Origin of the sequence: Teredinibacter haidensis, from assembly GCF_014211975.1 — a bacterium.
GTDB classification, from domain to species: domain Bacteria; phylum Pseudomonadota; class Gammaproteobacteria; order Pseudomonadales; family Cellvibrionaceae; genus Teredinibacter; species Teredinibacter haidensis.
Window position 1 is genome coordinate 4,406,653 of the sequence record NZ_CP060084.1, and the last position, 20,162, is coordinate 4,426,814.

Below are 20,162 nucleotides of genomic sequence, written 5' to 3' on the forward strand. Positions count from 1 at the left end.
ATGAGCTTAACGATAGCAGACAAGCAATTTCAATCGCGGCTGTTTATGGGCAGCGGAAAATTTTCGACTGTTCAGCAAATGTGCGAAGCCGTCAAAGACAGCAACAGCCAAATGGTGACCGTAGCGCTAAAGCGTATTAACTGGCAGCAGGGCGCTGAAGACATTACTCAGCCGCTGCTGCAATCGGGCGTGAATCTACTGCCAAATACCAGCGGTGCTCGCAATGCAGAAGAAGCGATCTATTTAGCGAGACTGGGGCGGGAACTATTGGGAACGCACTGGGTAAAACTTGAAATACATCCAGACCAGCGATATTTGATGCCCGATCCGGTTGAAACGTTGGCGGCCGCAAAAGCTCTGGTTGCAGAAGGTTTTATCGTACTGCCCTATATTCACGCTGATCCTGTTATGTGTAAAAAGTTGGAGGCGGCAGGTTGCGCCGCCGTTATGCCACTGGCTGCTCCTATCGGCAGCAATCAGGGGCTGGTAGCGGAAAAATTTCTCAGTATTATTCTAGAGCAGAGTACGGTGCCCGTGGTGGTGGATGCCGGTTTGGGTGCGCCTTCTGATGCCGCAAAAGCTTTAGAAATGGGGGCTGACGCGGTACTGGTAAACACCGCCATTACAAGCGCAGAAGAGCCGGTGCAAATGGCCAGGGCATTTGCCATGGCAGTCGAAGGTGGCAGGCTGGCCTTTGAGAGTGGTTTGGGCCGGCGAAGCTTTACCGCCCACGCCACCAGCCCGCTATCGACATTTGCGGAAGCACTGCTGTGAGTGTAAGTGTAAGTGAAGCGTTTACTGAAAAGCTGCGGTGGAAATCTAACAATATTGATAGTTCACAGGTCGAGGCTGTTTTGCATCAGCAACATCTGGATATTCACGATCTTCCTATTCTTCTTTCTGCGACAGCAGCGAAATATTTGCCGCAAATGGCCGAGCGTAGCCACCGGCAAACCCTTCAGCGCTTTGGCGCCAACCTGCAGTTATTTTTACCGTTGTACCTGAGTAATTTGTGCACCAATATCTGTACGTATTGCGGCTTTTCTGCCGATGCGCCTATCAAGAGAACTTGGCTTAGGCCGCATCAACTTGAAGACGAAGTGGAATCGTTAAAACAAAAAAATGTAGAGCACCTGTTGCTGGTGACCGGAGAGGCCGAGCATAAAATTGGGCTCGAATATTTCTGTAAAACACTGCAAGAGCTTCGTCCACACTTCGCTAACCTGCTATTGGAATCGCAACCCTTTTCTGAGCAGGAGTATCGGGAGCTGGCACAGGCAGGCCTGGATGGTGTTGTGGTCTATCAGGAGACTTACAATAAAAACGTCTACAGCTCTGTTCACAAGAGAGGAAAGAAGCAAGATTTTTCTTGGCGCTTAAATACGCCAGAGCGGATTGCCAAGGCGGGTATCGATAAAATTGGAATGGGCATTCTGCTTGGTCTAGCCGACTGGCGGGAAGATGCCCTAGCGCTGGCAGAACATCTTCACTCGATGCAAAAAAAATACTGGCAACAGCGCTACAGTATTAGTTTTCCGAGGCTGCGCCCCTGTGCTTCTGCGTTTGATATTCCCTGCCCAGTCACGGATAGGGAATTTATTCAGCTGGTTGTGGCGTTTCGCTTATGCTTTCCCGATGTCGAGTTAGTGCTTTCCACGCGGGAATCTGCAACCATGCGCAATGCACTTCTGCCTCTGGGAATAACCCATTTAAGTGCAGAGGCCAGTACACAGCCCGGCGGTTATTCGGAAAACAGTGCCAAAGCGCTAAAGCAATTCGATATTAGCGACGAGCGCAGTTTAGCTGAAATTCAGTCCGTAATTGAAGGTCTGGGCTACATGCCGGTATTGGCGGATCAAATTCCAGTTCGATCGTTATAGTCGATCAATTAGTCGCGCAGCAGACGCCATAGCGTTGTTTGATCAGGGAAGCCGGTTGATTCAAACTGAATACTTTTTTGATATTCCGAGAGTGCTGCAATCGTCGCTGCGGAAAAATTACTATCGACGATGCCTTTATAGAAACCGTTCTGTTTTAGCTTATTTTGAATTCGGTTGATAGTCACTTTGTAAAGGTGCGTTTTGCGCTTGCCGATGGTAATAATCTCCTGGTCCGACATGGCCTTGATTCTATCTTTATGTAGCTGTGTCAGTACCGAATTAAAGACGGTGAAAATGCGATCACTTGGGTTGTTTTCACAGTGGTTCGCTAGTACTTTTGTTAGTAGCTCGGTGTTTTCGAAGGACGTTATATCGTAAGTATCGGGGGAAAACTGATTGTAGGCAGATACGTAACCTTCCAGCCAGCCGCCGATTAAAAAGTACACCTCCGATTTACTATCCCGCTCTTTACTGTAAAGGGAACAGGTTAGAAGCCCCGCACCTTTAAGAGAAAAATTATTGTTCTTGTCGGCAGAAAATGTTGAGGGGCTGCACAATAATACCATTAGCCCGAAAAATATTAATTTCTTCATAAAAACTCTCTGGCATTAATAATAGTAAGCATAAGCAGCGACCTGAGTGTTGCGCGATTCAGGTCGCTGACAATTGGGGACTAGATCAAGAAAGTACTACGAATACTTTCTGCGAAATAACGTAAGCCCAAATATACCGCTAATGAAAAGTAGCAAGCTTCCGGTTTCTGGTACATCTGCTTCGCTAAGGTCAACAACAAAGGCGTCGCCAATCATTCGTTCAAACCCACCAAGTGAAAAGCTTTTTGCATAGAGATCCGGCGAGTCAAACATATCCAGTGAGTCAGACAGTACATTGCCTATACCAAAACTATTACTGCCCAATACGCCGAAGTCATAAAATATTTGCAGAAGATCAATAGAAAAATCGAAGTCGAAATCCAGTAGCGTTTCGTTGCTGAGCTGCGATATCAGATAGAATGTTGGGGTGACGGTGGTAATGCCTGCAGTAAAAGCAATATCGGGTAAATCATCCCAGGCAGCAGATAGCGATGATATCCATTGACCGCCTACCTGAACCAGTTCATCGAACACCAGTTCAACATACAGGGTTGGCGTTAATTCAAAATCCTGCTGTAAATCGATCGTTGGGCCCATTTCGACATTGATAATATCGTAGCCAATTTCGCCCAGTACCGGAATGTTTTGGGTGTTGCCAAAAAGGCCTGGCACGCCTGCCGCAGTGGCAATGACGTTATCGACATCGACGATTAAATCGACTAAATCATCCTGGCCGCTTGCCTGCAGTGTCTGGCTTGCTGTATTTGCGCCACCACTGGCATTGGGTTGTGGTAAATGCAGCGTAATTTCAGCTAAACCTGCTACGTCTAACGCTAAAGGAAATCCATCGGCAGGAGAGGGTAGACCAAAGGACGAAGGGGGAAGACCAAAGACTTCAACACCACCTGAGCCATCTTCGTTAAACGACAGAATGCTGGCTCTTTCATTGATATTAAAGGAGCTGCCGCCGGTGGTACATCCTGGGCCAATAATACAGCCGGTAGCACTGACACTGCCGGACAACTGCATTACGGCGTCCGCAGAAAGGGACATGGTTGAAAAACTGGTGTCGAGTGTATTGGTGCCAGCGAGAGTGCTGTTGGGGTTGAAATTAAAATATTCGCCAACGGTAGCATTGGTTTTATCGGGAATATCCAATTCCGCGCGATAGGAAACGGTGGCATCGACTGAGCCGCTGTCGATAGATAGACCTAATTCAATTCCAACCTTGCCGCTGGTGTTACCTGAAACAGTTGCACCGGTTCGTGTATCGATATAGGCCGCCGGTATCGGATTGGGTAAATTCTCTGAAGGCCTATCGCCGCAGAAAATATTGATCGTCTCTTTGCAGACGAACCAAAGCCCATACAAAGGGTTTGGGATAGTTCCACCCGTGCCAGGTACCCTTTCGTTGGCACTTCCGGCAATTCCGCCAACCGAAACACTTTTGTTGGACCATTCTGCCCCGAGAAAAGCCGTTTCATTAAGGGAATAGGAATCACCCGAATCCCAAATACTTTGGCCGCTGGTATTAAATGATAAATCGTAGGATGTGGGGACTGCATGGGCGCAGAGAGGTAAGAGTAAAAAAACGGTAAGATAGGTACTAAATCTATTCATGGGAGTCGTCCTTGGTTCTAGATTCTGTTTGCACCGACAAGCCAAAAAATATTGTTAGCTTTTAGTGGAATAAAAAAACAAGCGTTAAAAACAGCTAGACGTTAGTCGCGTAATTCAGTCGCTTGAATTTGAGCGTTTCCTAATGCAATTAAAGTGCTCAAAAAATAAACAGCCGATAAAACAGCACCTTATTTTTCCCTACATTTTTTGCAAGTATAAAAAATGTAAATCCAGTCGACATTGTTTGACGCACATTTCATTTTCAAAATATTAAAATTTTAAAAAGTAACGGAAAACTATTAGAGATGTCGCTGATCTAGTTGATTGGAGTGACAGTCGCATCGCCTAGAAAAATAAGCGGTGCCGTTATTATGCTAAAAAATTATTTTCATTTTAAAACGGAATAGAAAATATGGGACGAGAGAGTTTTGGTGGAAAAATTTTTTCGGAGGTAATGTTTTTTGTGACAGAAGGTTGTGTAGATAATGAGGTTTGATAAGAGGATTGTTGCGAAAGAACGAGTTTATCTGCTTCTTGATATTTCAGTTGGTTTCGCTTAGGTGTTAATGTTTGTCGGCACACTGGGTACAGTATTGCGTCGCGAGACTAATCTCCAAACGCTTTATATTTATCTTTTCTCCACAATCCAAACAACAGCCGTAATCATCGTTTTCAATCCGTACCAGGGCAGACTGTAGCTGTTTAATTTTTAAATCTCTGCGTCGATTTTGTTCAACCTGCATGGCTTGTTGTTGCAGGGCATCCATTCTGGATAGGCGACCGATTTTTGATTGGTCCAGCTCGACGGTTTCTGCGCCTTCGTGGGAAATAGTGTTAAGTGTTTTCAGTTCGTTGAGTTCGTTTTCAATAAGCGAGGTAAAGTGCTTGAGATTGATGGCATGGGGCATGGCTTTTATTTTTTTGTTTGAAGAATGTACCAGCCTACAGGATGTTTTGGCTAGATACAAAAACGCCCGCATATAGCGGGCGTTTTATTCAAGGTCTATCGTTTATTTTGCAGCGTTTTTCGCGCGCTTGCGCTCATTTTCTGCAAGCAGTTTTTTACGTAAACGAATGGAGTGGGGTGTTACTTCTACCAGCTCGTCGTCTTCGATAAACTCCAGCGCCTGCTCCAGGGTGTGCTTAATGGGCGGCGTAAGGATCAATGCCTCATCCGTACCGGCAGCGCGAATATTGTTAAGCTGCTTGGCTTTGGTGGGGTTGACGACCAGATCGTTATCGCGGGAGTGGATACCCACGATCTGCCCTTCGTAAACTTCCGCACCATGGCCCAGAAACAATCGGCCGCGATCCTGCAGGTTGAAGAGGCCGTAAGCCAGAGTCTTGCCTTTCACCATGCTAACCAGTACGCCGTTCTGGCGGCTGGTAACTTCGCCGGCTTTAACTGGGCCATAGTGATCGAAGATGCTGGTCATAATGCCGGAGCCAGAGGTGAGGGTAAGGAACAGGCCTCGGAAACCGATCAGTCCACGCGAGGGAATTAAGAATTCCAGTTTTACGCGGCCCTTGCCGTCGGGCTGCATATTGGTCAGTTCGCCCTTACGCAGGCCCAGTTCTTCCATAATGGAACCCTGGTGCTGATCTTCAACATCGATAACCACTTGCTCGAAAGGCTCGTGAATTTCGCCGTTTACTTCTTTCTGGATGACTTCTGGGCGGGATACGCCCAGTTCGAAACCTTCTCGGCGCATATTTTCGATAAGAACACTCAGGTGTAACTCGCCGCGACCGGAAACTTTGAACTTGTCTGGAGTGTCGCCCTGAACAACCCGCAGGGCTACGTTGTGAATCAGCTCCTGTTCCAGGCGTTCTTTGATATTGCGCGAGGTAACATACTTACCGTCCTGACCGGCGAAAGGCGAGTCATTTACCTGAAAGGTCATGCTCACGGTAGGTTCGTCTACGCTCAGAGGAGGCATGGGGTCAGGGGCGGTGGGGTCGCACAGGGTATCGGAGATACTGAGCTTATCGACACCCGTGATACAAACGATATCACCTGCTGTCGCTTCGTCGGTATCGACACGCTCAAGGCCGTGGTAGCCCATTACTTGCAATACTTTAGCCTTGCGGGACTTGCCGTCTTTGTCGAGCACCACAACCTGCTGGTTGGGTTTGAGGCTGCCGCGACTAATGCGGCCAATACCAATAACGCCCACGTAGCTGTTGTAGTCCAGCGCAGAAATCTGCATTTGGAAGGGCTTGTCGATCTCCACCTTGGGGGGCGCTACCTGATCCACGATCAATTGTAGCAGCGGTGTCATGTCGTCAGCCATATTGTCCAGATCAAGGCCAGCGTAGCCGTTGAGGGCGGAGGCGTAGATCATGGGGAAGTCCAGCTGCTCTTCGTCGCCGTCGAGTCGGTCGAACAGGTCGAATACCTGATCGTGCACCCAGTCGGGGCGCGCGCCGGGACGGTCAACTTTGTTGATAACAACAATAGGTTTCAGTCCCTTTTCGAAGGCCTTACTGGTCACAAAACGGGTTTGTGGCATAGGGCCGTCAACGGCATCTACCAGTAGTAGTACCGAGTCAACCATCGATAGAACGCGCTCTACCTCACCGCCGAAGTCGGCGTGCCCTGGGGTGTCTACGATATTAATACGGTAGCCGTTCCAGTTGATGGCGGTATTCTTCGCCAGAATGGTAATACCTCGCTCACGCTCCTGGTCATTGGAGTCCATGATGCGCTCAGCGCCTTCGTCTTTGCGGTCCAGGGTGCCGGACTGCTTTAGCAGTTTGTCCACGAGGGTGGTTTTGCCATGGTCTACGTGGGCAATAATGGCGATATTGCGCAGATTATCTATCACAGGGGGGGCCTCTAAAAATCAACGGAAGGCAGCCTCTTTTGGAGGCGACTGGTTAAAAGGCGCGCATTATAGCGGTGAAGAGTAACCTTAGATAGTGCTTTTACTGCCTAATCAGCCATATTGGCTACCGAGTTGCGCCAGGGGCTGGTGACATCATCAGGTCGGATTGGGCTACAATGTTTTATCCGTTTGGAGAATTACCAATATACAGGCCATAAATAACAAATAGATGTACAGCGGTAATGGGCGGGCATTGTGAATAGAGGCTCGTCAACGCCTGCTGACATCGATCCGGTCGTGAATTTTTCTGTTAAGGAGCACATTATGGGTAAGCGCCATGAAAATGTCTTATCGCTTATCGGCAATACGCCGGTTATCCGCATCAACAAGTTAGCGCCAGCTAATGTCAATATCTATGTAAAAGCCGAAAATTTTAACCCTATGAGTTCGGTTAAAGATCGTCTGGCGCTGGGTATTATTGAAGCCGCTGAGAAATCCGGTGATTTGAAACCGGGCCAAACGATTGTGGAAGCGACTAGTGGCAATACGGGTATAGGCCTGGCGATGGTCTGTGCGCAAAAAGGATACCCGCTGGTGATTATCATGGCGGAAACTTTTAGTGTTGAGCGACGCAAGCTAATGCGCTTTCTTGGTGCCAAAGTGATATTGACCCCTGCTGCGGATAAGGGAACAGGCATGGTCAACAAGGCCAAGGAGCTGGCAGAGAAAAATGGCTGGTTCCTGGCGCGACAATTTGAAAACGAAGCCAACCCCAACATGCACTCAAATACAACGGCGCGCGAAATACTGGCGGCGTTTGACGATACGTCCCTGGATTATTGGGTGTCCGGCACCGGAACCGGCGGTACCTTAAAAGGTGTCGCCCGTGTTCTGCGCAAGGAAAGCCCCAGCACAAAAATTGTAGTAACAGAACCGGCCAATGCGGCGCAGATTGCCAGTGGCATTAAGCAGGAACGCCACCCGGACGGTTCGCCCGCAGCATCGCATCCAGGTTTTGCGCCACACCCCATTCAGGGCTGGTCGCCAGATTTTATTCCGAAGTTGGTGGAAGATGCCGTTAGTGAAAACTACTTCGATGTAAACATTCCGGTAACCGGCGAGCAGGCGATGACGTGCTCCAAGCAGCTGGCTCGGCAGGAGGGAATATTTGTCGGGATTTCTGCTGGTGCTACCCTGGCCGCCGCGTTGGAAGTTGCGAAGGATGCGCCAGATGGCAGCAATATCCTCTGTATGTTGCCCGATACTGGCGAGCGCTACTTGTCTACGCCTTTATTTGCCGATATTGATGTGGATATGAATGCAGATGAAGTGGAAATATCCCAGTCGACAGCAGGCTTTCAGTTGAAATAGTCATATGGCCGCACATCGAGTGCGGCCATTTTTTTAGCTCAATATCGGATCTCGATTTTAACGCTAGTGAATGAAAGCTCTTAACATAATAATTATATGCCTGTCGCTTTCGCTTGTTCATTCGGCCATTGCCGCGAGTGTTAATGTTAAAAAATTAGTCGCTCAAGAATGGATCGTTATAGAAAACGATCGCTTTTCTATAATCTCCAATGCTACAGAAAAACAAGCTTCTGCGATGCTGCAAGAGCTGGAAAACTTCCACTACCTTGTATCTAATGTTTTCGGCTTCGGTGAAATTGAACTGGCGGAAAAAATCCCCATCGTTTTAGTCAACAATGAAAGCGTATTTCGCGCACTGGGAATGCCGCGGGATTACGTGGGAATTTTTTTAAGCAGTAAAAGGGGCGGCGCGATTTTTGCGCGTGCCGATAAATTCCGTTCGGCAGATAAGGGTCAGAACTGGGGACGCTTGGTGGTGCTGCACGAACTGGCTCACCTGCTGATGAGCCATTCTCATCGAAAGCTCATTTCGTCGCCCTGGTTTAATGAAGGCATTGCCGAATATCTGGGCTCTTACACGCTAAATAACAATCAAATTATTTTGGGCAACCTGTCAACCTTGCGCAGTGGTTTTTTCAGCCCTGCGGCACGTAGTGGCAGGCGCTATGATAGTGTCGATACCGAATCGCTCTTTAAGGTTACACAGGAAGACCTCAAAGTTGGTCTACGGAGCAGTAGGGAGCACAATATGTTTGTCGATAAATTCTATGCGCGATCGGCAGCTGTTGTGCATTATTTTGATGCGAATGAACAGCGTCGGAATCTTATGTACCAATATCTGGCGTTGATTCAGAAAGGCGCGGAAGTGGACAATGCCTTTGAACAGGTTTTTGATATGGATTTTGACGATCTGGATAGAAAAGTAAATGCGTATGTCCGAGGGCGAGCCATGACCCCAAGAGTATTTTCCCTTGATCGCTCAGATTTGGAATTCGCTCCGGCCGATAATACCTTAGTCGACATCACACCTTTACAGATCATGCAAAAACTATATGGCAAGATCTCTCTATTTTCGGATGAATTTTTGGGCAAGGGAACGCGCGCGAAGATGAACGAAGAATTTGAAACGGTGTTCCCGGAATTTTTCCAGTAAAAAGAAGCTCTGATCAAATCACAAATATGTTCTACGCGATACCAGGACATATTTGGATTTGATCAGAGCTTCTCTAAAGCTGCCGTACGAAAAAATCGATCTTGGGGATTATAGAGGCTTTTATCCGTGGCTTTCTGTTGCTTATTGAGTCGACGTTTTAGTGGTTAACGTCCTATTCCGTTTCAATATTCGTCTTCATCGTCATAGTTATCGGTGTAACTCTCGATCGGTGCTATGTCGTCGTAGTTTTCATCTTCATCTTCATCAAGTTCGTCTTCGCTTACGGCTTCTGGTTCTGGCTCATATTGGTTGTTATCCGCTCCAGATACTTCGGTGTCGAAATAGTGCTCGATAGTAAATTCACACTGTATGTCGCTTACACCCTCTACTGAATAATAGGAATAATTAGCTACCGCTGCAGGGTGCTCCCATACATCCAGTTTAAAAAGTATTTTATTGCTGCACGATGCGCAGGGCGTATTAAAGTGCGAGATATAGCGTATGTATTCATCATCTTCTGATTCTGGGCTCGTATCTTCGTTAAACGAAAAAATATTACCCTCGACGGTATATGATTGACTACAGCTGTTGCAGATATAGTTTACATATCCGTTAATCGTGACATTCATGTACTGATTCTCTATGGTCGTATAGTGTAGTTTGGTTTTCGATAAAACCTAAGGCGCAAGTAGGCGCTCGCGTGCTCTAGGGAAAGCCATCTTAAGCATAGCCAGTACAGCGACCGACGCCCAAAGGTTTACCCTTTTAAGCAGGAAGACTAGCTCAATCTGATTGGCCTGACCGGCAGAGCAATTAGGGGATGGTAAGCGAGGCTATATCGAAAACAATCTTCCTGGCATTCTGGTTTGGCTCGAGATTTCAGCCTGGCAATCTATTAGCTCTCCACCGGTTTTGAAACCCCGTTTTACCGATAGCTTTCAACCGCTTGCAAGGAAACCTCTGATTCATTCCAGGCCGAGCCCAAAACGTTCATGGTAACGCTAGTGGTGTAGCCCTTAGCAATTCCCCTGGCCTTCGGTATCGGCTGAGCAGTGTGTTGCGACCGCGACAGCACCATTTTACACTCAATATGGGTACGAAAGTGGCTTGCCTTCACGATGCGAAGCCTGCCCGCAAAACTAATGCCAGCACAGCTCCCCCAGCTATACGGGTGGGTCAGCACCCTACACGGCTGGGTCAGTAGCTTACACGGGTGAGTCATCTGCCTACAGGAAGGGTCATCCATCGGCCCACGCTGGAGCTAAAATAAAATATAACAGCATGAGGCCAGCATTCGCATCGCAAATGAATGAACGGGGTAGAGCGCTTAAGGGTGCGTGAGCAAAAGCGTCTCTTTGGAGTGCCTGGGTTTTTCTATGCATGACTTTTCGCAAGTTAATTTTTCTTCGCCAGCATTATAGATAGTGTTCACCGCTACATAGGCGCCGGAAATAATCGCGCTTGCCGGGTATAAACGATGTGTTTGGCCGGGTGATTATGGTGTGCTATTGCCCATATAGTTCCAGAGGAAGGCCGTCTGGATCACTGAAGAAAGTATATGTTTTACCGGTATACTCATCGACGCGTATGGGCTCAAAAGAGACTCCATTTGATGTTAAATGTTCCACCGCGTCTTCAACGGAGTTTACGACAAAGGCCAAATGGCGAAGGCCTAGTGCTTCTGGGTAGCTTGGTCTTGATGGGCTGTTTGGAAAAGAAAACAGTTCAATTTGGGTTCCATCGGGTAGTTTCAGGTCTAGTTTATAGGAGTCCCGCTCAGCTCTGTAGTTTTCAGCCACAATTTCCAAGCCCAGAACGGCGGTATAAAAGTTCTTTGAAACTTTGTAGTCAGAGCAAATTATTGCCGCGTGATGAATTCCATTTAACATTCGGTAACCTGATGATAGGTGAGCTTTGTTAGCTAGCTTGAGCGCTAAAAAGATCGATCTAAAAATTGTAGGAAATATTTCCAGTTTGGCCCTGGAGTATGTCCGCCGTTGTGCTGTCGCCAGGCGATATCGCCCTCGAGTAAGCCTTTACCCACTTTCGGATAATCGGTTCCACTCAGTGGCTTTTTCCCCAGTAGCTGGTAGAGGGGGCGGGTTAATTCTGCGGCCAGGTACATGCCTTTTGGATCTACCCACTGATCTCCCTCTGTACCGGAGCTGATAAATACGGGCCTGGGCGCGCACAGGGCGATTAAGTGGTGCGCATCCACGGGTAGGTCAGTTACCGTTAGCGGCCCTGCGTAGCGAATAAAATTTCCCGCTACCCAATGGTATTCACCGCTGCCTGCAATATTGCCGATTTGCTCACCAAAATTGCGTCGCCATAACTTTGCGCCGCCTTCGCCGGAGGAGCTTATAAACGCTGCGGCAAAGCGTTGGTCGTAGGCCATTGTGACCAGGGCTGTTTTACCAAAGCGAGAGTGGCCGGCAATTGCGACTTTGTTTGCATCGATCGATTTTCGCGTCTCGATATAATTCAGCGCTTCGCCAGCCGCCCAGCTCCAGGCCTTAATGGTTCCCCAGTCGCCGCGCTTACGGGCTTGCCCTTTGTTTTTAAGTCCGATAATACCCTGTCTTAAGCCTGCACCGTTGTCGGCCTGCACACTGGTGGAGATAAGCTCTGCGTAAGCCCAACCTTTGCGAATTATTTGCTCTTGCCAAGTGGGGTCGCCGCCGCGAAATTCCTTTAGTTGTTGCTCGCTAAAGTTTTTCGTAAACCTGGCCATTAGCGCTGGGTCGAAGCTGTGTTGCAGGATCAGTGGTACTGCTTGTTTTGTTTGTTTTGGCCGTGTAATGCTGAGCTTGATGGCGACCTCTAAGGCGGGGTAATCACTGTTGTCTACACGGCCGCTAATGTTTTCTGTGATGGTCTTGATACCGGCAATTTCGGATTCCTCGGTATGGGTTATTTGCCATTCAACAGAGGGGAGTTGCTTCGGTGTGAGACCATAGATTTCTTTGTCGAATAATTCGAGCAGCTCGGGACGTCGTTGTTGCCACCATTGCTGTGCGCTTGCAACCGGATCGCCGTTGGCCATGCTCAGTAGCGGCGGCAGCGAGAGCATATTGCCATTGGCTTTGCTCTCGTCGTAATTCGCCGCGTGAGGTGAGCTGGGGTTGCCGTCGGCACCGCGGCGGATGCTGGTTATGCCCAGTTGCTTGAGCATTTGCTGGTGGTCTTGCTCTGCGCTAATAGCGGGTTTTTCCGCTGCCAGTGTTAGCTGGCTGGCGAGCGCGATAAAGGCGGTAATAACAAGCAGTGGGGTTTTCATGGTGCGGCCTTTTTTATGGAGTGGGCAGATCGAAGCCTTATGCCGCGTCGCCGTGATTATTCCTGGTATTCAAATTCCTGTATGACCTCAATAAAGGCCTCGCCAAACTGCTCCAGTTTACGATCACCTATACCGGAAAGACATAGCATTTCGTAATCGTTTAATGGCCGTTTTTCCAGCATTTCTTTTAGTGTGGCATCGTGAAAAATTACGTAGGGAGGCACGCCGTGTTCTTCCGCCAGCTCTTTTCGACATTGGCGTAAGGCATTCCACAGCCCCATATCTTCCTCTGCGATATCCAGTACGCGTTTGCGCGCGGGTGCGGCCTTCTGTGTGGCTTTTTCGCGGCGTAGAAAAATAGTGTCTTGGCCGCGTAGGATCGGGCGGCAGGCTTCGGTTAGTTGCAGGGTGCCATAGCCTTCGCTGTCGACACCCAGCAACCCGAGAGCAATAAGCTGGCGAAAAATAGTGCGCCACTCGCTGATGGATAGCTTGCTGCCGATGCCGTAGGTGCTTAGCTGGTTGTGACGGAACTGTCGGATTTTTTCGGTATCGGCTCCGCGTAAAATATCGATTAGCTGCCCGGCTCCAAAGCGTTGGCCGCTGCGATACACGCAGCTTAGGGCCATTTGTACGGCTTCGCTGGCATTCCAGGTGTCGGGTGCGTCGATACAGTTATCGCAGTTGCCGCAGGGTTCTGCCAGTTCATCACCAAAATAACGCAATAACACCTGGCGGCGGCAGGTTGTGATTTCACACAGGCCGAGCATGGCGTTTAAGCGCTGTTGCTCGTGGCGCTTAAACGTTTCGTTGCCTTCCGAGCCGGCCATCATTTGTCGTAGTTTGACGATATCTTCCAGGCCGTAAAGTAGAAGCGCTGTTGCCGGTTCTCGATCGCGCCCGGCGCGGCCTGTTTCCTGGTAGTAGGCTTCCACGCTTTTCGGTAAATCCAGGTGCACTACGAAGCGTACATCGGGTTTGTCGATGCCCATTCCGAAGGCGATGGTGGCAACGATAATAATGTTGTCTTCGCGTAAAAAACGGGTTTGATTGTGCTGGCGATTGGAACCGCTCATTCCCGCGTGGTAGGGCAGGGCGTTAAAACCCTGTTGTGTCAGCCATTCGGCAGTGTCGTCTACTTTTTTTCGAGACAGGCAATAGACAATGCCGACGTTGCCCTGTTGCTCGCTGCGCAAAAACTGTAGCAGTTGTGTTCGCGGTTTGTTTTTTTGTTGTATGCGATATTGAATATTGGGGCGGTCAAAGCCGCTGATAAATTGTTGTGCTTCACTCAGCTGAAGGCGTTCGATAATGTCGGCGCGTGTGCGTTCGTCGGCGGTTGCCGTTAGGGCGGCGCGGGGAATCTGTGGGAAAAGTTCGTGCAGAATATTCAGTTTTAAATAGTCTGCGCGAAAATCGTGGCCCCATTGGGCGACGCAGTGGGCTTCGTCGATGGCGAACAGTGCGATGGGAGATTGCTGCAATAGCGCTATTGTGCGCTCCTGAATTAAACGCTCTGGGGCGATATAGACCAGGTCGATTTCACCATTGCGAATGGCATTTTCTGTTTCTCGGGTGGTTTCCCAATCCTGCGTGGAATTTAAATAACCCGCGTTTACCCCCAGCTCGCGCAGGGCGCTTACCTGGTCTTCCATCAGTGCAATTAACGGTGAGATAACGACACCGACACCGGGGCGGGCCAACGCGGGAATTTGATAGCAGAGAGATTTACCGCCGCCGGTCGGCATAATGACCAGTGCGTCACCATCGTTGCATAAGCAGTCGATAATGCTTTCCTGTGGCTCGCGAAAACTGTCGTAGCCAAAGGTATGTTGCAGTATTTGCAGCGGAGTCTCTTGCATTGTTAAAGGTAGCCGCCCCTAGGGTACTGCGTGACCTTTGGAGGCTTCCCAAATGCGGTACCACTGCTCGCGGTTGAGCTCAATACTTTGCGCTTGCAGGGCAATTTTATAGCGCTCGATTTTGCTGGTGCCAAGTAACGGGAGTGTGGGGCAGGGTAGCCCAAGTACCCAGGCGTAAATCACCGGTTCCAGCTCGTTCAAGCCGAGTTCGTCTGCCACGATCTGCAAGGCTTGCTGGATACGCTTGCCCTTTTCGTCTTCGGGCTGCATTAGTTGGCCACCGGCCAAGCAGCTCCACAGCATGGGAGTGATCTGATTCAGCGATGCCTGCTCGAAAAACCCTTCATCCAGCGCATCTAGATTGTACGGGGAAAACTCTACTTGATTGGTAACCAAGCCCTCTGGCGTAAAACTTTTAACGTGGGCATTGAGCAGTTCGAATTGGTGGAGGGAAAAATTGGAAACGCCAAAATACTTTACCTTGCCCGCTTGCTTAAGGGTTTGAAAGGCATCGGCGACTTCTTCTGCGTTCATCAGGTAATCGGGGCGGTGGATAAGCAGTACGTCGAGGTAGTCGGTGCCCAGATGCTGCAAGGAGGTCTCTGTGGAGGCAATAATGTGTTTTTTGCTGCTGTCGTAATGGTTGACGGCCTTGGCACCCATAGGGCCGAAGCCCGCAGGACGAATGCCGCATTTACTGACGATTTCCATCGACTGACGCAGTTCTGGCTTGATCTTAAGTGCGCGCCCAAAAGGCTCCTCGCTGCGGTATACCATTGCATGATCAACGGTTGTGATGCCCATCTCCAGATGCTGTTCGATAAAACTGACTAATTCCTGATCGCTAATACCCCAGTATTTTAATCGCCAGTACCCGGCAATAAAGCGGGAAACTTCGGGACCTTGGGTCGACATGCGCGTGCGGGAAAGAGTCATAGTCGTATCTCGTATGAAAATGGGCCGCCATTGTAACAGCTACGGCGTGATGTTCCTGGCCGATCTCGCGCTTGGGGTGTAAGTCGTAGGGGAGGGGGTAATGTGCCGAATGTTCGCATAGCGGCGCTTCAATAGAAGAAATGCCAGCAAGGCGCTGGCATTTCGGGCTGCGTAAAGTATTTGTGGACTATTTTTACGCTTTTCTGCGGCGGCTCAGGCCCAGAGATGCCAGACCAAGGCCAAGCAGAGCGAGTGTAGAAGGCTCTGGAACATCAACGGGAATATCGACATTTTCTAAACTATCGCCCATAACATAGCTATAGGTGAACGTGATGACTTCATTTGCGAGCAGATCGCCGATATCAAACGCGAGGCCGATGGTGTGATCACCATTGCCTTCGTCGGTACCGTTCAAGTAAAACTGAGGGTCAATGCTCCAATCGTCGGATACGCCAGTGTTATGAGCAACCGCGGAATCTGAGTACAGGCCGATGGTTAAACCGGTTCCCGTTCCTTCCGAGTGTACCCAGTCTTCTGCAGCCAGGCCATTGCTTGCGTCACCGGGACCATGAACCATGAGTAATTCGATCGGGATCGGGGTCTAAAACGCGCAGAAAGCTTACAGCGGTCAAATCTGCCAACGCGGTTAGCGTTGTTGTCATCGTGATGCGCTCATCTCCATCGTTGTAGTAAGTGTCTGTTTCCAACGCGAAGAGGGCGTTGAATGCACCCTGCCAATTAACAGATTGGTCGTAAGCGCTAATACCGGAAGTGTCGGTTATTGAGGTCATGCCGATGCTGGAAAGGTCATCGTTGTTGTTACCTAGGATGCCCGTTTCATTTGATGATACATAAAAACCTTCAAATGGGGTTCCTGGCGTTAGGTAATCATCAATAGGCCAGGATCCTGTACCGCTTGCATCGTGCACGATGCCTGGAGAAGTTGTACCACCGTAACCGAGGGTGCCGTTGTCACTCACTGCGGTGTATACATAGTCTCCTTCCATTACGACTGGAGTGGCATGCGCCGTTGCGGTAAAGGTCGCTACGACTAAAGCCGCGGCTATTTTGCATTTCAACATGTTGTATTCCTTATACTGTTTGTTGTAGCTAAAAAAGAGGTGGTGAGTTGAAGGCAAGTAGTAAACCATTTCCCTGAACTGCTTGATACATAAGGCTTGGCGGCCGGTAGTTGTCAATTTTTACGACGTTATGGACCTTGTTTTTGTGCCGTGGGTTTGGGAGAGGTAATTCTAATGTTAAAGCAAAATGAGGAGGTCTTTCATTACCCTAATAAAGCCCAAGCAACGTCGAGTGGTCTCTGACAATATCTCGTGAGTCGCCCTCGCCTTGTCAGCGTGAATGTCTAACGTTCAGAGACGGTTGGCCTCGCTAGTTTGTTGACGTGGCGACAGCGGGTAGCGTTTAACGCAAGCGAATGTATGCTATGGCGAAGAAGAAAAATACACTTTTCAGGTTTTTACCGTTATTTAAGTTGCGAAAAACGTTGGCAAAAATATTGCTCGTAAATGAATGTCGTAAATCGAGACGACATCTTTATTGTTTTGTGGTCCATATTTTTGATTTTTAGCGCATACTGCTCAACACTCAGTAGTGTGATTAATTGGTGCTAGAGTTTAGCCATTCTTTTCGATCAAGGAGCTTTTGGTATGAGTTTGAACAAGCGTTATTTAAAGTCTAAGCCCGTGTGTAAAGTAAAATTTATCGCGCCAGATCCACTTGTCGTAGACGCCAAAAAGGTCTATCTGGCAGGGGAATTTAACGGTTGGGACTATTCAACCACGCCTCTACGTAAACAAAAAGATGGTTCCTATGCGACGACTTTAGATTTGGAGACAGGGCAGGAATACGAGTATCGCTACGTCCTTGATGGCGAGCAATGGGAAAATGATTACGATGCGGATAAATACGTGCCCAACAGCTGTGGTGCGGATAATTCGGTTGTTGTGGTTTAAAGCCTATTGTTTGCATTAACGCCCTGAATTAAGTCGCGCGTTTCAAATTAGCACTCGATAAGTGCAATCAAATTATAAATTGAATTTTCTCAACGCGTGTCATGAGCTGTTGAAGTAACCTGCCTGCTTTGAGGGGGAGGTTACTTAAGAAAACCCTGATTAAGTTTAATGTTATTTTGGCCTCTGGGCCTTCCTTGTCTCCGCACTGTCTCTTTTTGAACAATTGGGCGAGGAAGCCCCGAAGGGCGAGCCCAAAACACCCTTTTTTACGTTGCACGTCTTTGCTAAGGGCTAAGGTGTGCGCCTTGCCAATAAACGTTTTGGTTCAGGCAGAGCAGACCTGGATTTGATTGGGTTTGCCTGATCGCTAGTGATGATGCCCGCCCTCACCATGGGCATGTTTGTGGGTTATTTCTTCGTCTGTTGCCGGGCGGATACTGATAATTTCGACATCGAAAGCTAAGGTTTTACCGGCAAATGGATGGTTTGTATCGATCGTTACCATCTTTAAGCCGGTTTTAATTACGCTCGCATTAATAACACCTTTTTCGGTATTAACCTTCACGATCATACCTGGTAGCAGGCGTTTGTACTTTCCCGCTAAATGCTTAATGGGTACCTTTTGCGAGGCGTTTTCGCGGCGCGGGCCGTAGGCCTGCTCGGGCGGCAGGGTGATGGACTTCTTCTCGCCGACTGCGAGCCCGGCCATGCCTTCTTCCAGCCCTGCGAGTATATTGCCATGCCCGTGGAGATAGGCCATGGGGACAGAATCGCGGTTGTTTTCCAGCTCTTCTCCACCGGCTTCGCTGAGGCTGTAGTGAAAGCTGACAACCGTATTTTCGGTAACGTGCATATGAATAACTCTCGATCAAAAAAGGCGATTATACCGTTAATAAATATTACTGCGGGGCTGAGTTTTCGAATGTTGATATATACAAGCGCTCAACCTTGTCTCTAGCCCATTGCGTTTTACGTAAAAACTTTAGAGACGACTTAATAGAGGGCTCACTCTTGAAACAATTGATATTGATTCGCTCAGCCAGACCTTCCCAGCCATAGCGATCCACCAATAGGGTTAAAACCTTCTCAAGTGTAACGCCGTGCAAGGGATTGTTTTTCTGCTTATCGCTCATAGAATTTAGGTCTCACGCGTACTTTAATTTTTAGCTTGCACAACAACACCCCGATAACTGGAGCGTGTTGGCCTGATGTTTATTGCGGCACAATCTTTAATGTAGTGTCCATAAATTCAATAGTGTCACCGGCAACAATTTTCTTTCGTTTTTGGGTTTCTACAACACCATTCACCAACACTTGCCCATCGTGAATTACGGTTTTTGCCTCGCCGCCGCTGGAAGCAAGCCCCTCAAATTTTAATATTTTGTAGAGTTCAACAAATTCTTTTGAAATTTTGACTTCTTTCATTGGTTGGTCATCTCGTTAACGTTAATAAACGTACAGTGCTGAAGAACTAGGGTTTTTTGCCGTAGGGTGGCTTGGTTACTGTAAAAAAACGCCTATAAAAAATGCGTAATTATGGCTTCGATGCTTTTTGAGTTACTTGCCCTCTGCCCTAGGGGCGGGCATAAAAACACCATTGATAATAGACCATCTAGCGATTGGATAAGTGATCCCGAAGTGGCAGAAAAGAAGCCAGGCGAGATTTTACACCAATGGCCACGGATATTAAGAAATTTAAAAATGCCGAAATTAGGCCTGTGCGTAGGTAGGCGTTTTTTCTGCTAGGGCTGTTTTGCCTCGCTATGTTGGTTTTTAACCCGTTGCTGCCGATACCCGGAGGGGGATATACCTGCTACCTTTTTAAAACGATTTGAAAAATTGAAAACGTCTTGATAGCCAACGGTATTGGCGATTTGTACCAGCGGCCAGTTGGTATCGGTGAGTAGTTGTCGGGCGCGCTCGATGCGCAGGCTGATTAGCCGTTGCATTGGGCTTTGTCCGTAAACCTGCTGGCAGAGCCGGTGCAGGTGCGGCGCAGAGTAGTGTATGCGGCTGGCCATATCGGCAACGGTCCAGTCTACGTGTAGCTGCTGTTGAAGCTCGTTAAACATACCTTCCAGGCGGCGGGTTTGGTCCATTTCGCTGCGGCTTTGACTGGGGCGTTTTCCCAGCGCCTGGTTTAAATACTGCTTTAGTTGTCGGATGGGAGATTTACGCATGCTGCTGCTGGGCTCGTAGTAGAGCTGGCAGAGCAGGTAGTAAATGGGGGCGGCGACAGCGCAATAGCGGATATCGCTCGGCTCGCGATTCAGGTGCTGCCATTGGTCGGCATCGTCCAGGCAAAACCAGGCGGTTGCCCAGCGATCGGAATCGAGAGAAAAGTGAAAGGGTTTGTTTTTGGGGAGAAGGGTAAGGGTGTTGGCTTCTATGGCTTGTTCGCCCGCAGGCGTAAGCAATTTACCTCTGCCTTCGGTGGTAAATAGTAAGGTGTGGTGCTCGGGTGCCTTGCGGGCAACCCAGTAGCGACCTCGCAGCTGGGATACCCCGGCAAATTCTACCGCCAGTGAGCGCAGCTCTGGGACATTATCGGTATTTAGAAAGCGTTCGTGGCACTCGGGGCCCAGTTCTAACAGGTCTTCCCACTCTTGCACGGTAACTCCCTAATGATAGTTTTGAACATGTTGTTGATAGGTTAAAACATA

At 48.7% G+C, this 20,162-nt stretch carries 20 protein-coding genes; 5 read left to right on the forward strand and 15 right to left on the reverse strand.

Going from position 1 to position 20,162, the window contains the following annotated elements; translation table 11 throughout:
- Nucleotides 1-774 (forward strand): thiazole synthase, encoded by a 774-nt coding sequence (locus H5715_RS18000; RefSeq protein WP_185906568.1) that lies wholly within the window; start codon nt 1-3, stop codon nt 772-774.
- Nucleotides 771-1,880 carry a 2-iminoacetate synthase ThiH gene (gene thiH, locus H5715_RS18005; protein WP_075184909.1) on the forward strand — a complete coding sequence of 370 codons (1,110 nt, stop codon included), beginning with the start codon at nt 771-773 and terminating at the stop codon, nt 1,878-1,880. Before H5715_RS18000 ends, thiH begins: the two co-directional genes overlap by 4 nt.
- Before the next feature lie 8 nt (nt 1,881-1,888).
- On the opposite strand, the gene H5715_RS18010 is transcribed toward thiH, so the two are convergent.
- The 4 genes from H5715_RS18010 to typA all read right to left on the reverse strand — a co-directional run bounded on the left by H5715_RS18010 (nt 1,889) and on the right by typA (nt 6,921).
- Nucleotides 1,889-2,473 carry a peptidoglycan-binding domain-containing protein gene (locus H5715_RS18010; protein ID WP_075184910.1) on the reverse strand — a complete coding sequence of 195 codons (585 nt, stop codon included), beginning with the start codon at nt 2,471-2,473 and terminating at the stop codon, nt 1,889-1,891.
- Nucleotides 2,474-2,569: 96 nt separating this feature from the next.
- Nucleotides 2,570-4,093, reverse strand: a complete 1,524-nt coding sequence (locus H5715_RS18015; RefSeq protein ID WP_075184911.1) for a hypothetical protein — start codon at nt 4,091-4,093, stop codon at nt 2,570-2,572.
- 563 nt (nt 4,094-4,656) lie between these two features.
- Complete coding sequence (locus tag H5715_RS18020; protein ID WP_075184994.1) at nt 4,657-5,001, reverse strand: TraR/DksA family transcriptional regulator; 345 nt, start codon at nt 4,999-5,001, stop codon at nt 4,657-4,659.
- 102 nt (nt 5,002-5,103) lie between these two features.
- Nucleotides 5,104-6,921 (reverse strand): translational GTPase TypA, encoded by a 1,818-nt coding sequence (gene typA, locus H5715_RS18025; RefSeq protein WP_075184912.1) that lies wholly within the window; start codon nt 6,919-6,921, stop codon nt 5,104-5,106.
- A 324-nt stretch (nt 6,922-7,245) separates the two neighbouring features.
- Here typA and cysK point away from each other — a divergent pair, with 324 nt between their 5' ends.
- Together cysK and H5715_RS18035 are read left to right on the forward strand one after the other, a co-directional pair.
- Entirely contained in the window at nt 7,246-8,292 is a 1,047-nt protein-coding gene (cysK, locus tag H5715_RS18030) for a cysteine synthase A (RefSeq protein ID WP_075184913.1), read from the forward strand.
- 70 nt (nt 8,293-8,362) lie between these two features.
- On the forward strand, nt 8,363-9,445 hold the full coding sequence (locus tag H5715_RS18035) for a gluzincin family metallopeptidase (protein WP_075184914.1): 1,083 nt from the start codon (nt 8,363-8,365) through the stop codon (nt 9,443-9,445).
- Nucleotides 9,446-9,627: 182 nt separating this feature from the next.
- Here the strand turns inward: H5715_RS18035 and H5715_RS18040 are convergent, their stop codons facing one another.
- The 7 genes from H5715_RS18040 to H5715_RS18070 all read right to left on the reverse strand — a co-directional run bounded on the left by H5715_RS18040 (nt 9,628) and on the right by H5715_RS18070 (nt 16,605).
- Nucleotides 9,628-10,074 carry a hypothetical protein gene (locus H5715_RS18040; RefSeq protein WP_075184915.1) on the reverse strand — a complete coding sequence of 149 codons (447 nt, stop codon included), beginning with the start codon at nt 10,072-10,074 and terminating at the stop codon, nt 9,628-9,630.
- Nucleotides 10,075-10,950: 876 nt separating this feature from the next.
- Entirely contained in the window at nt 10,951-11,334 is a 384-nt protein-coding gene (gene gloA2 / locus H5715_RS18045; protein ID WP_075184916.1) for an SMU1112c/YaeR family gloxylase I-like metalloprotein, read from the reverse strand.
- A 44-nt stretch (nt 11,335-11,378) separates the two neighbouring features.
- On the reverse strand, nt 11,379-12,725 hold the full coding sequence (locus H5715_RS18050) for an alpha/beta hydrolase family protein (protein ID WP_075184917.1): 1,347 nt from the start codon (nt 12,723-12,725) through the stop codon (nt 11,379-11,381).
- Between the two features lie 56 nt (nt 12,726-12,781).
- Entirely contained in the window at nt 12,782-14,587 is a 1,806-nt protein-coding gene (gene recQ / locus H5715_RS18055; RefSeq protein ID WP_075184918.1) for a DNA helicase RecQ, read from the reverse strand.
- 18 nt (nt 14,588-14,605) lie between these two features.
- A complete protein-coding gene (locus H5715_RS18060; protein ID WP_075184919.1) occupies nt 14,606-15,523 on the reverse strand; it encodes an aldo/keto reductase in 918 nt (305 codons plus the stop codon).
- 193 nt (nt 15,524-15,716) lie between these two features.
- A complete protein-coding gene (locus tag H5715_RS20110) occupies nt 15,717-16,100 on the reverse strand; it encodes a PEP-CTERM sorting domain-containing protein (protein WP_075184920.1) in 384 nt (127 codons plus the stop codon).
- A complete protein-coding gene (locus H5715_RS18070) occupies nt 16,081-16,605 on the reverse strand; it encodes a hypothetical protein (protein WP_139309741.1) in 525 nt (174 codons plus the stop codon). Before H5715_RS18070 ends, H5715_RS20110 begins: the two co-directional genes overlap by 20 nt.
- 588 nt (nt 16,606-17,193) lie before the next feature.
- On the opposite strand from H5715_RS18070, the gene H5715_RS18075 reads away from it, so the two are divergent.
- Entirely contained in the window at nt 17,194-17,499 is a 306-nt protein-coding gene (locus H5715_RS18075) for an isoamylase early set domain-containing protein (protein ID WP_075184922.1), read from the forward strand.
- Between the two features lie 367 nt (nt 17,500-17,866).
- Here H5715_RS18075 and H5715_RS18080 read toward each other — a convergent pair whose 3' ends face one another.
- The 4 genes from H5715_RS18080 to H5715_RS18095 form a co-directional block, all read right to left on the reverse strand.
- Entirely contained in the window at nt 17,867-18,352 is a 486-nt protein-coding gene (locus H5715_RS18080; protein WP_075184924.1) for an FKBP-type peptidyl-prolyl cis-trans isomerase, read from the reverse strand.
- Between the two features lie 46 nt (nt 18,353-18,398).
- Nucleotides 18,399-18,632, reverse strand: coding sequence for a VF530 family protein (locus H5715_RS18085; protein WP_075184925.1), 234 nt, complete (start codon nt 18,630-18,632; stop codon nt 18,399-18,401).
- Between the two features lie 79 nt (nt 18,633-18,711).
- A complete protein-coding gene (locus H5715_RS18090; RefSeq protein ID WP_075184926.1) occupies nt 18,712-18,924 on the reverse strand; it encodes an RNA-binding S4 domain-containing protein in 213 nt (70 codons plus the stop codon).
- A gap of 317 nt (nt 18,925-19,241) precedes the next feature.
- On the reverse strand, nt 19,242-20,111 hold the full coding sequence (locus tag H5715_RS18095) for an AraC family transcriptional regulator (RefSeq protein WP_075184927.1): 870 nt from the start codon (nt 20,109-20,111) through the stop codon (nt 19,242-19,244).
- Nucleotides 20,112-20,162: the final 51 nt, after the last annotated feature.

Excerpts from the sequence above, each read along its gene's own strand:
- H5715_RS18000 (WP_185906568.1), top strand. The coding sequence starts at position 1 with ATGAGCTTAACGATAGCAGACAAGCAATTTCAATCGCGGCTGTTTATG.
- H5715_RS18010 (WP_075184910.1), bottom strand. The coding sequence starts at position 2,473 with ATGAAGAAATTAATATTTTTCGGGCTAATGGTATTATTGTGCAGCCCC.
- H5715_RS18015 (WP_075184911.1), bottom strand. The coding sequence starts at position 4,093 with ATGAATAGATTTAGTACCTATCTTACCGTTTTTTTACTCTTACCTCTC.
- H5715_RS18020 (WP_075184994.1), bottom strand. The coding sequence starts at position 5,001 with ATGCCCCATGCCATCAATCTCAAGCACTTTACCTCGCTTATTGAAAAC.
- cysK (WP_075184913.1), top strand. The coding sequence starts at position 7,246 with ATGGGTAAGCGCCATGAAAATGTCTTATCGCTTATCGGCAATACGCCG.
- H5715_RS18035 (WP_075184914.1), top strand. The coding sequence starts at position 8,363 with ATGAAAGCTCTTAACATAATAATTATATGCCTGTCGCTTTCGCTTGTT.
- H5715_RS18040 (WP_075184915.1), bottom strand. The coding sequence starts at position 10,074 with ATGAATGTCACGATTAACGGATATGTAAACTATATCTGCAACAGCTGT.
- gloA2 (WP_075184916.1), bottom strand. The coding sequence starts at position 11,334 with ATGTTAAATGGAATTCATCACGCGGCAATAATTTGCTCTGACTACAAA.
- H5715_RS18050 (WP_075184917.1), bottom strand. The coding sequence starts at position 12,725 with ATGAAAACCCCACTGCTTGTTATTACCGCCTTTATCGCGCTCGCCAGC.
- recQ (WP_075184918.1), bottom strand. The coding sequence starts at position 14,587 with ATGCAAGAGACTCCGCTGCAAATACTGCAACATACCTTTGGCTACGAC.
- H5715_RS18060 (WP_075184919.1), bottom strand. The coding sequence starts at position 15,523 with ATGACTCTTTCCCGCACGCGCATGTCGACCCAAGGTCCCGAAGTTTCC.
- H5715_RS20110 (WP_075184920.1), bottom strand. The coding sequence starts at position 16,100 with ATGGTTCATGGTCCCGGTGACGCAAGCAATGGCCTGGCTGCAGAAGAC.
- H5715_RS18070 (WP_139309741.1), bottom strand. The coding sequence starts at position 16,605 with ATGTTGAAATGCAAAATAGCCGCGGCTTTAGTCGTAGCGACCTTTACC.
- H5715_RS18075 (WP_075184922.1), top strand. The coding sequence starts at position 17,194 with ATGAGTTTGAACAAGCGTTATTTAAAGTCTAAGCCCGTGTGTAAAGTA.
- H5715_RS18080 (WP_075184924.1), bottom strand. The coding sequence starts at position 18,352 with ATGCACGTTACCGAAAATACGGTTGTCAGCTTTCACTACAGCCTCAGC.
- H5715_RS18085 (WP_075184925.1), bottom strand. The coding sequence starts at position 18,632 with ATGAGCGATAAGCAGAAAAACAATCCCTTGCACGGCGTTACACTTGAG.
- H5715_RS18090 (WP_075184926.1), bottom strand. The coding sequence starts at position 18,924 with ATGAAAGAAGTCAAAATTTCAAAAGAATTTGTTGAACTCTACAAAATA.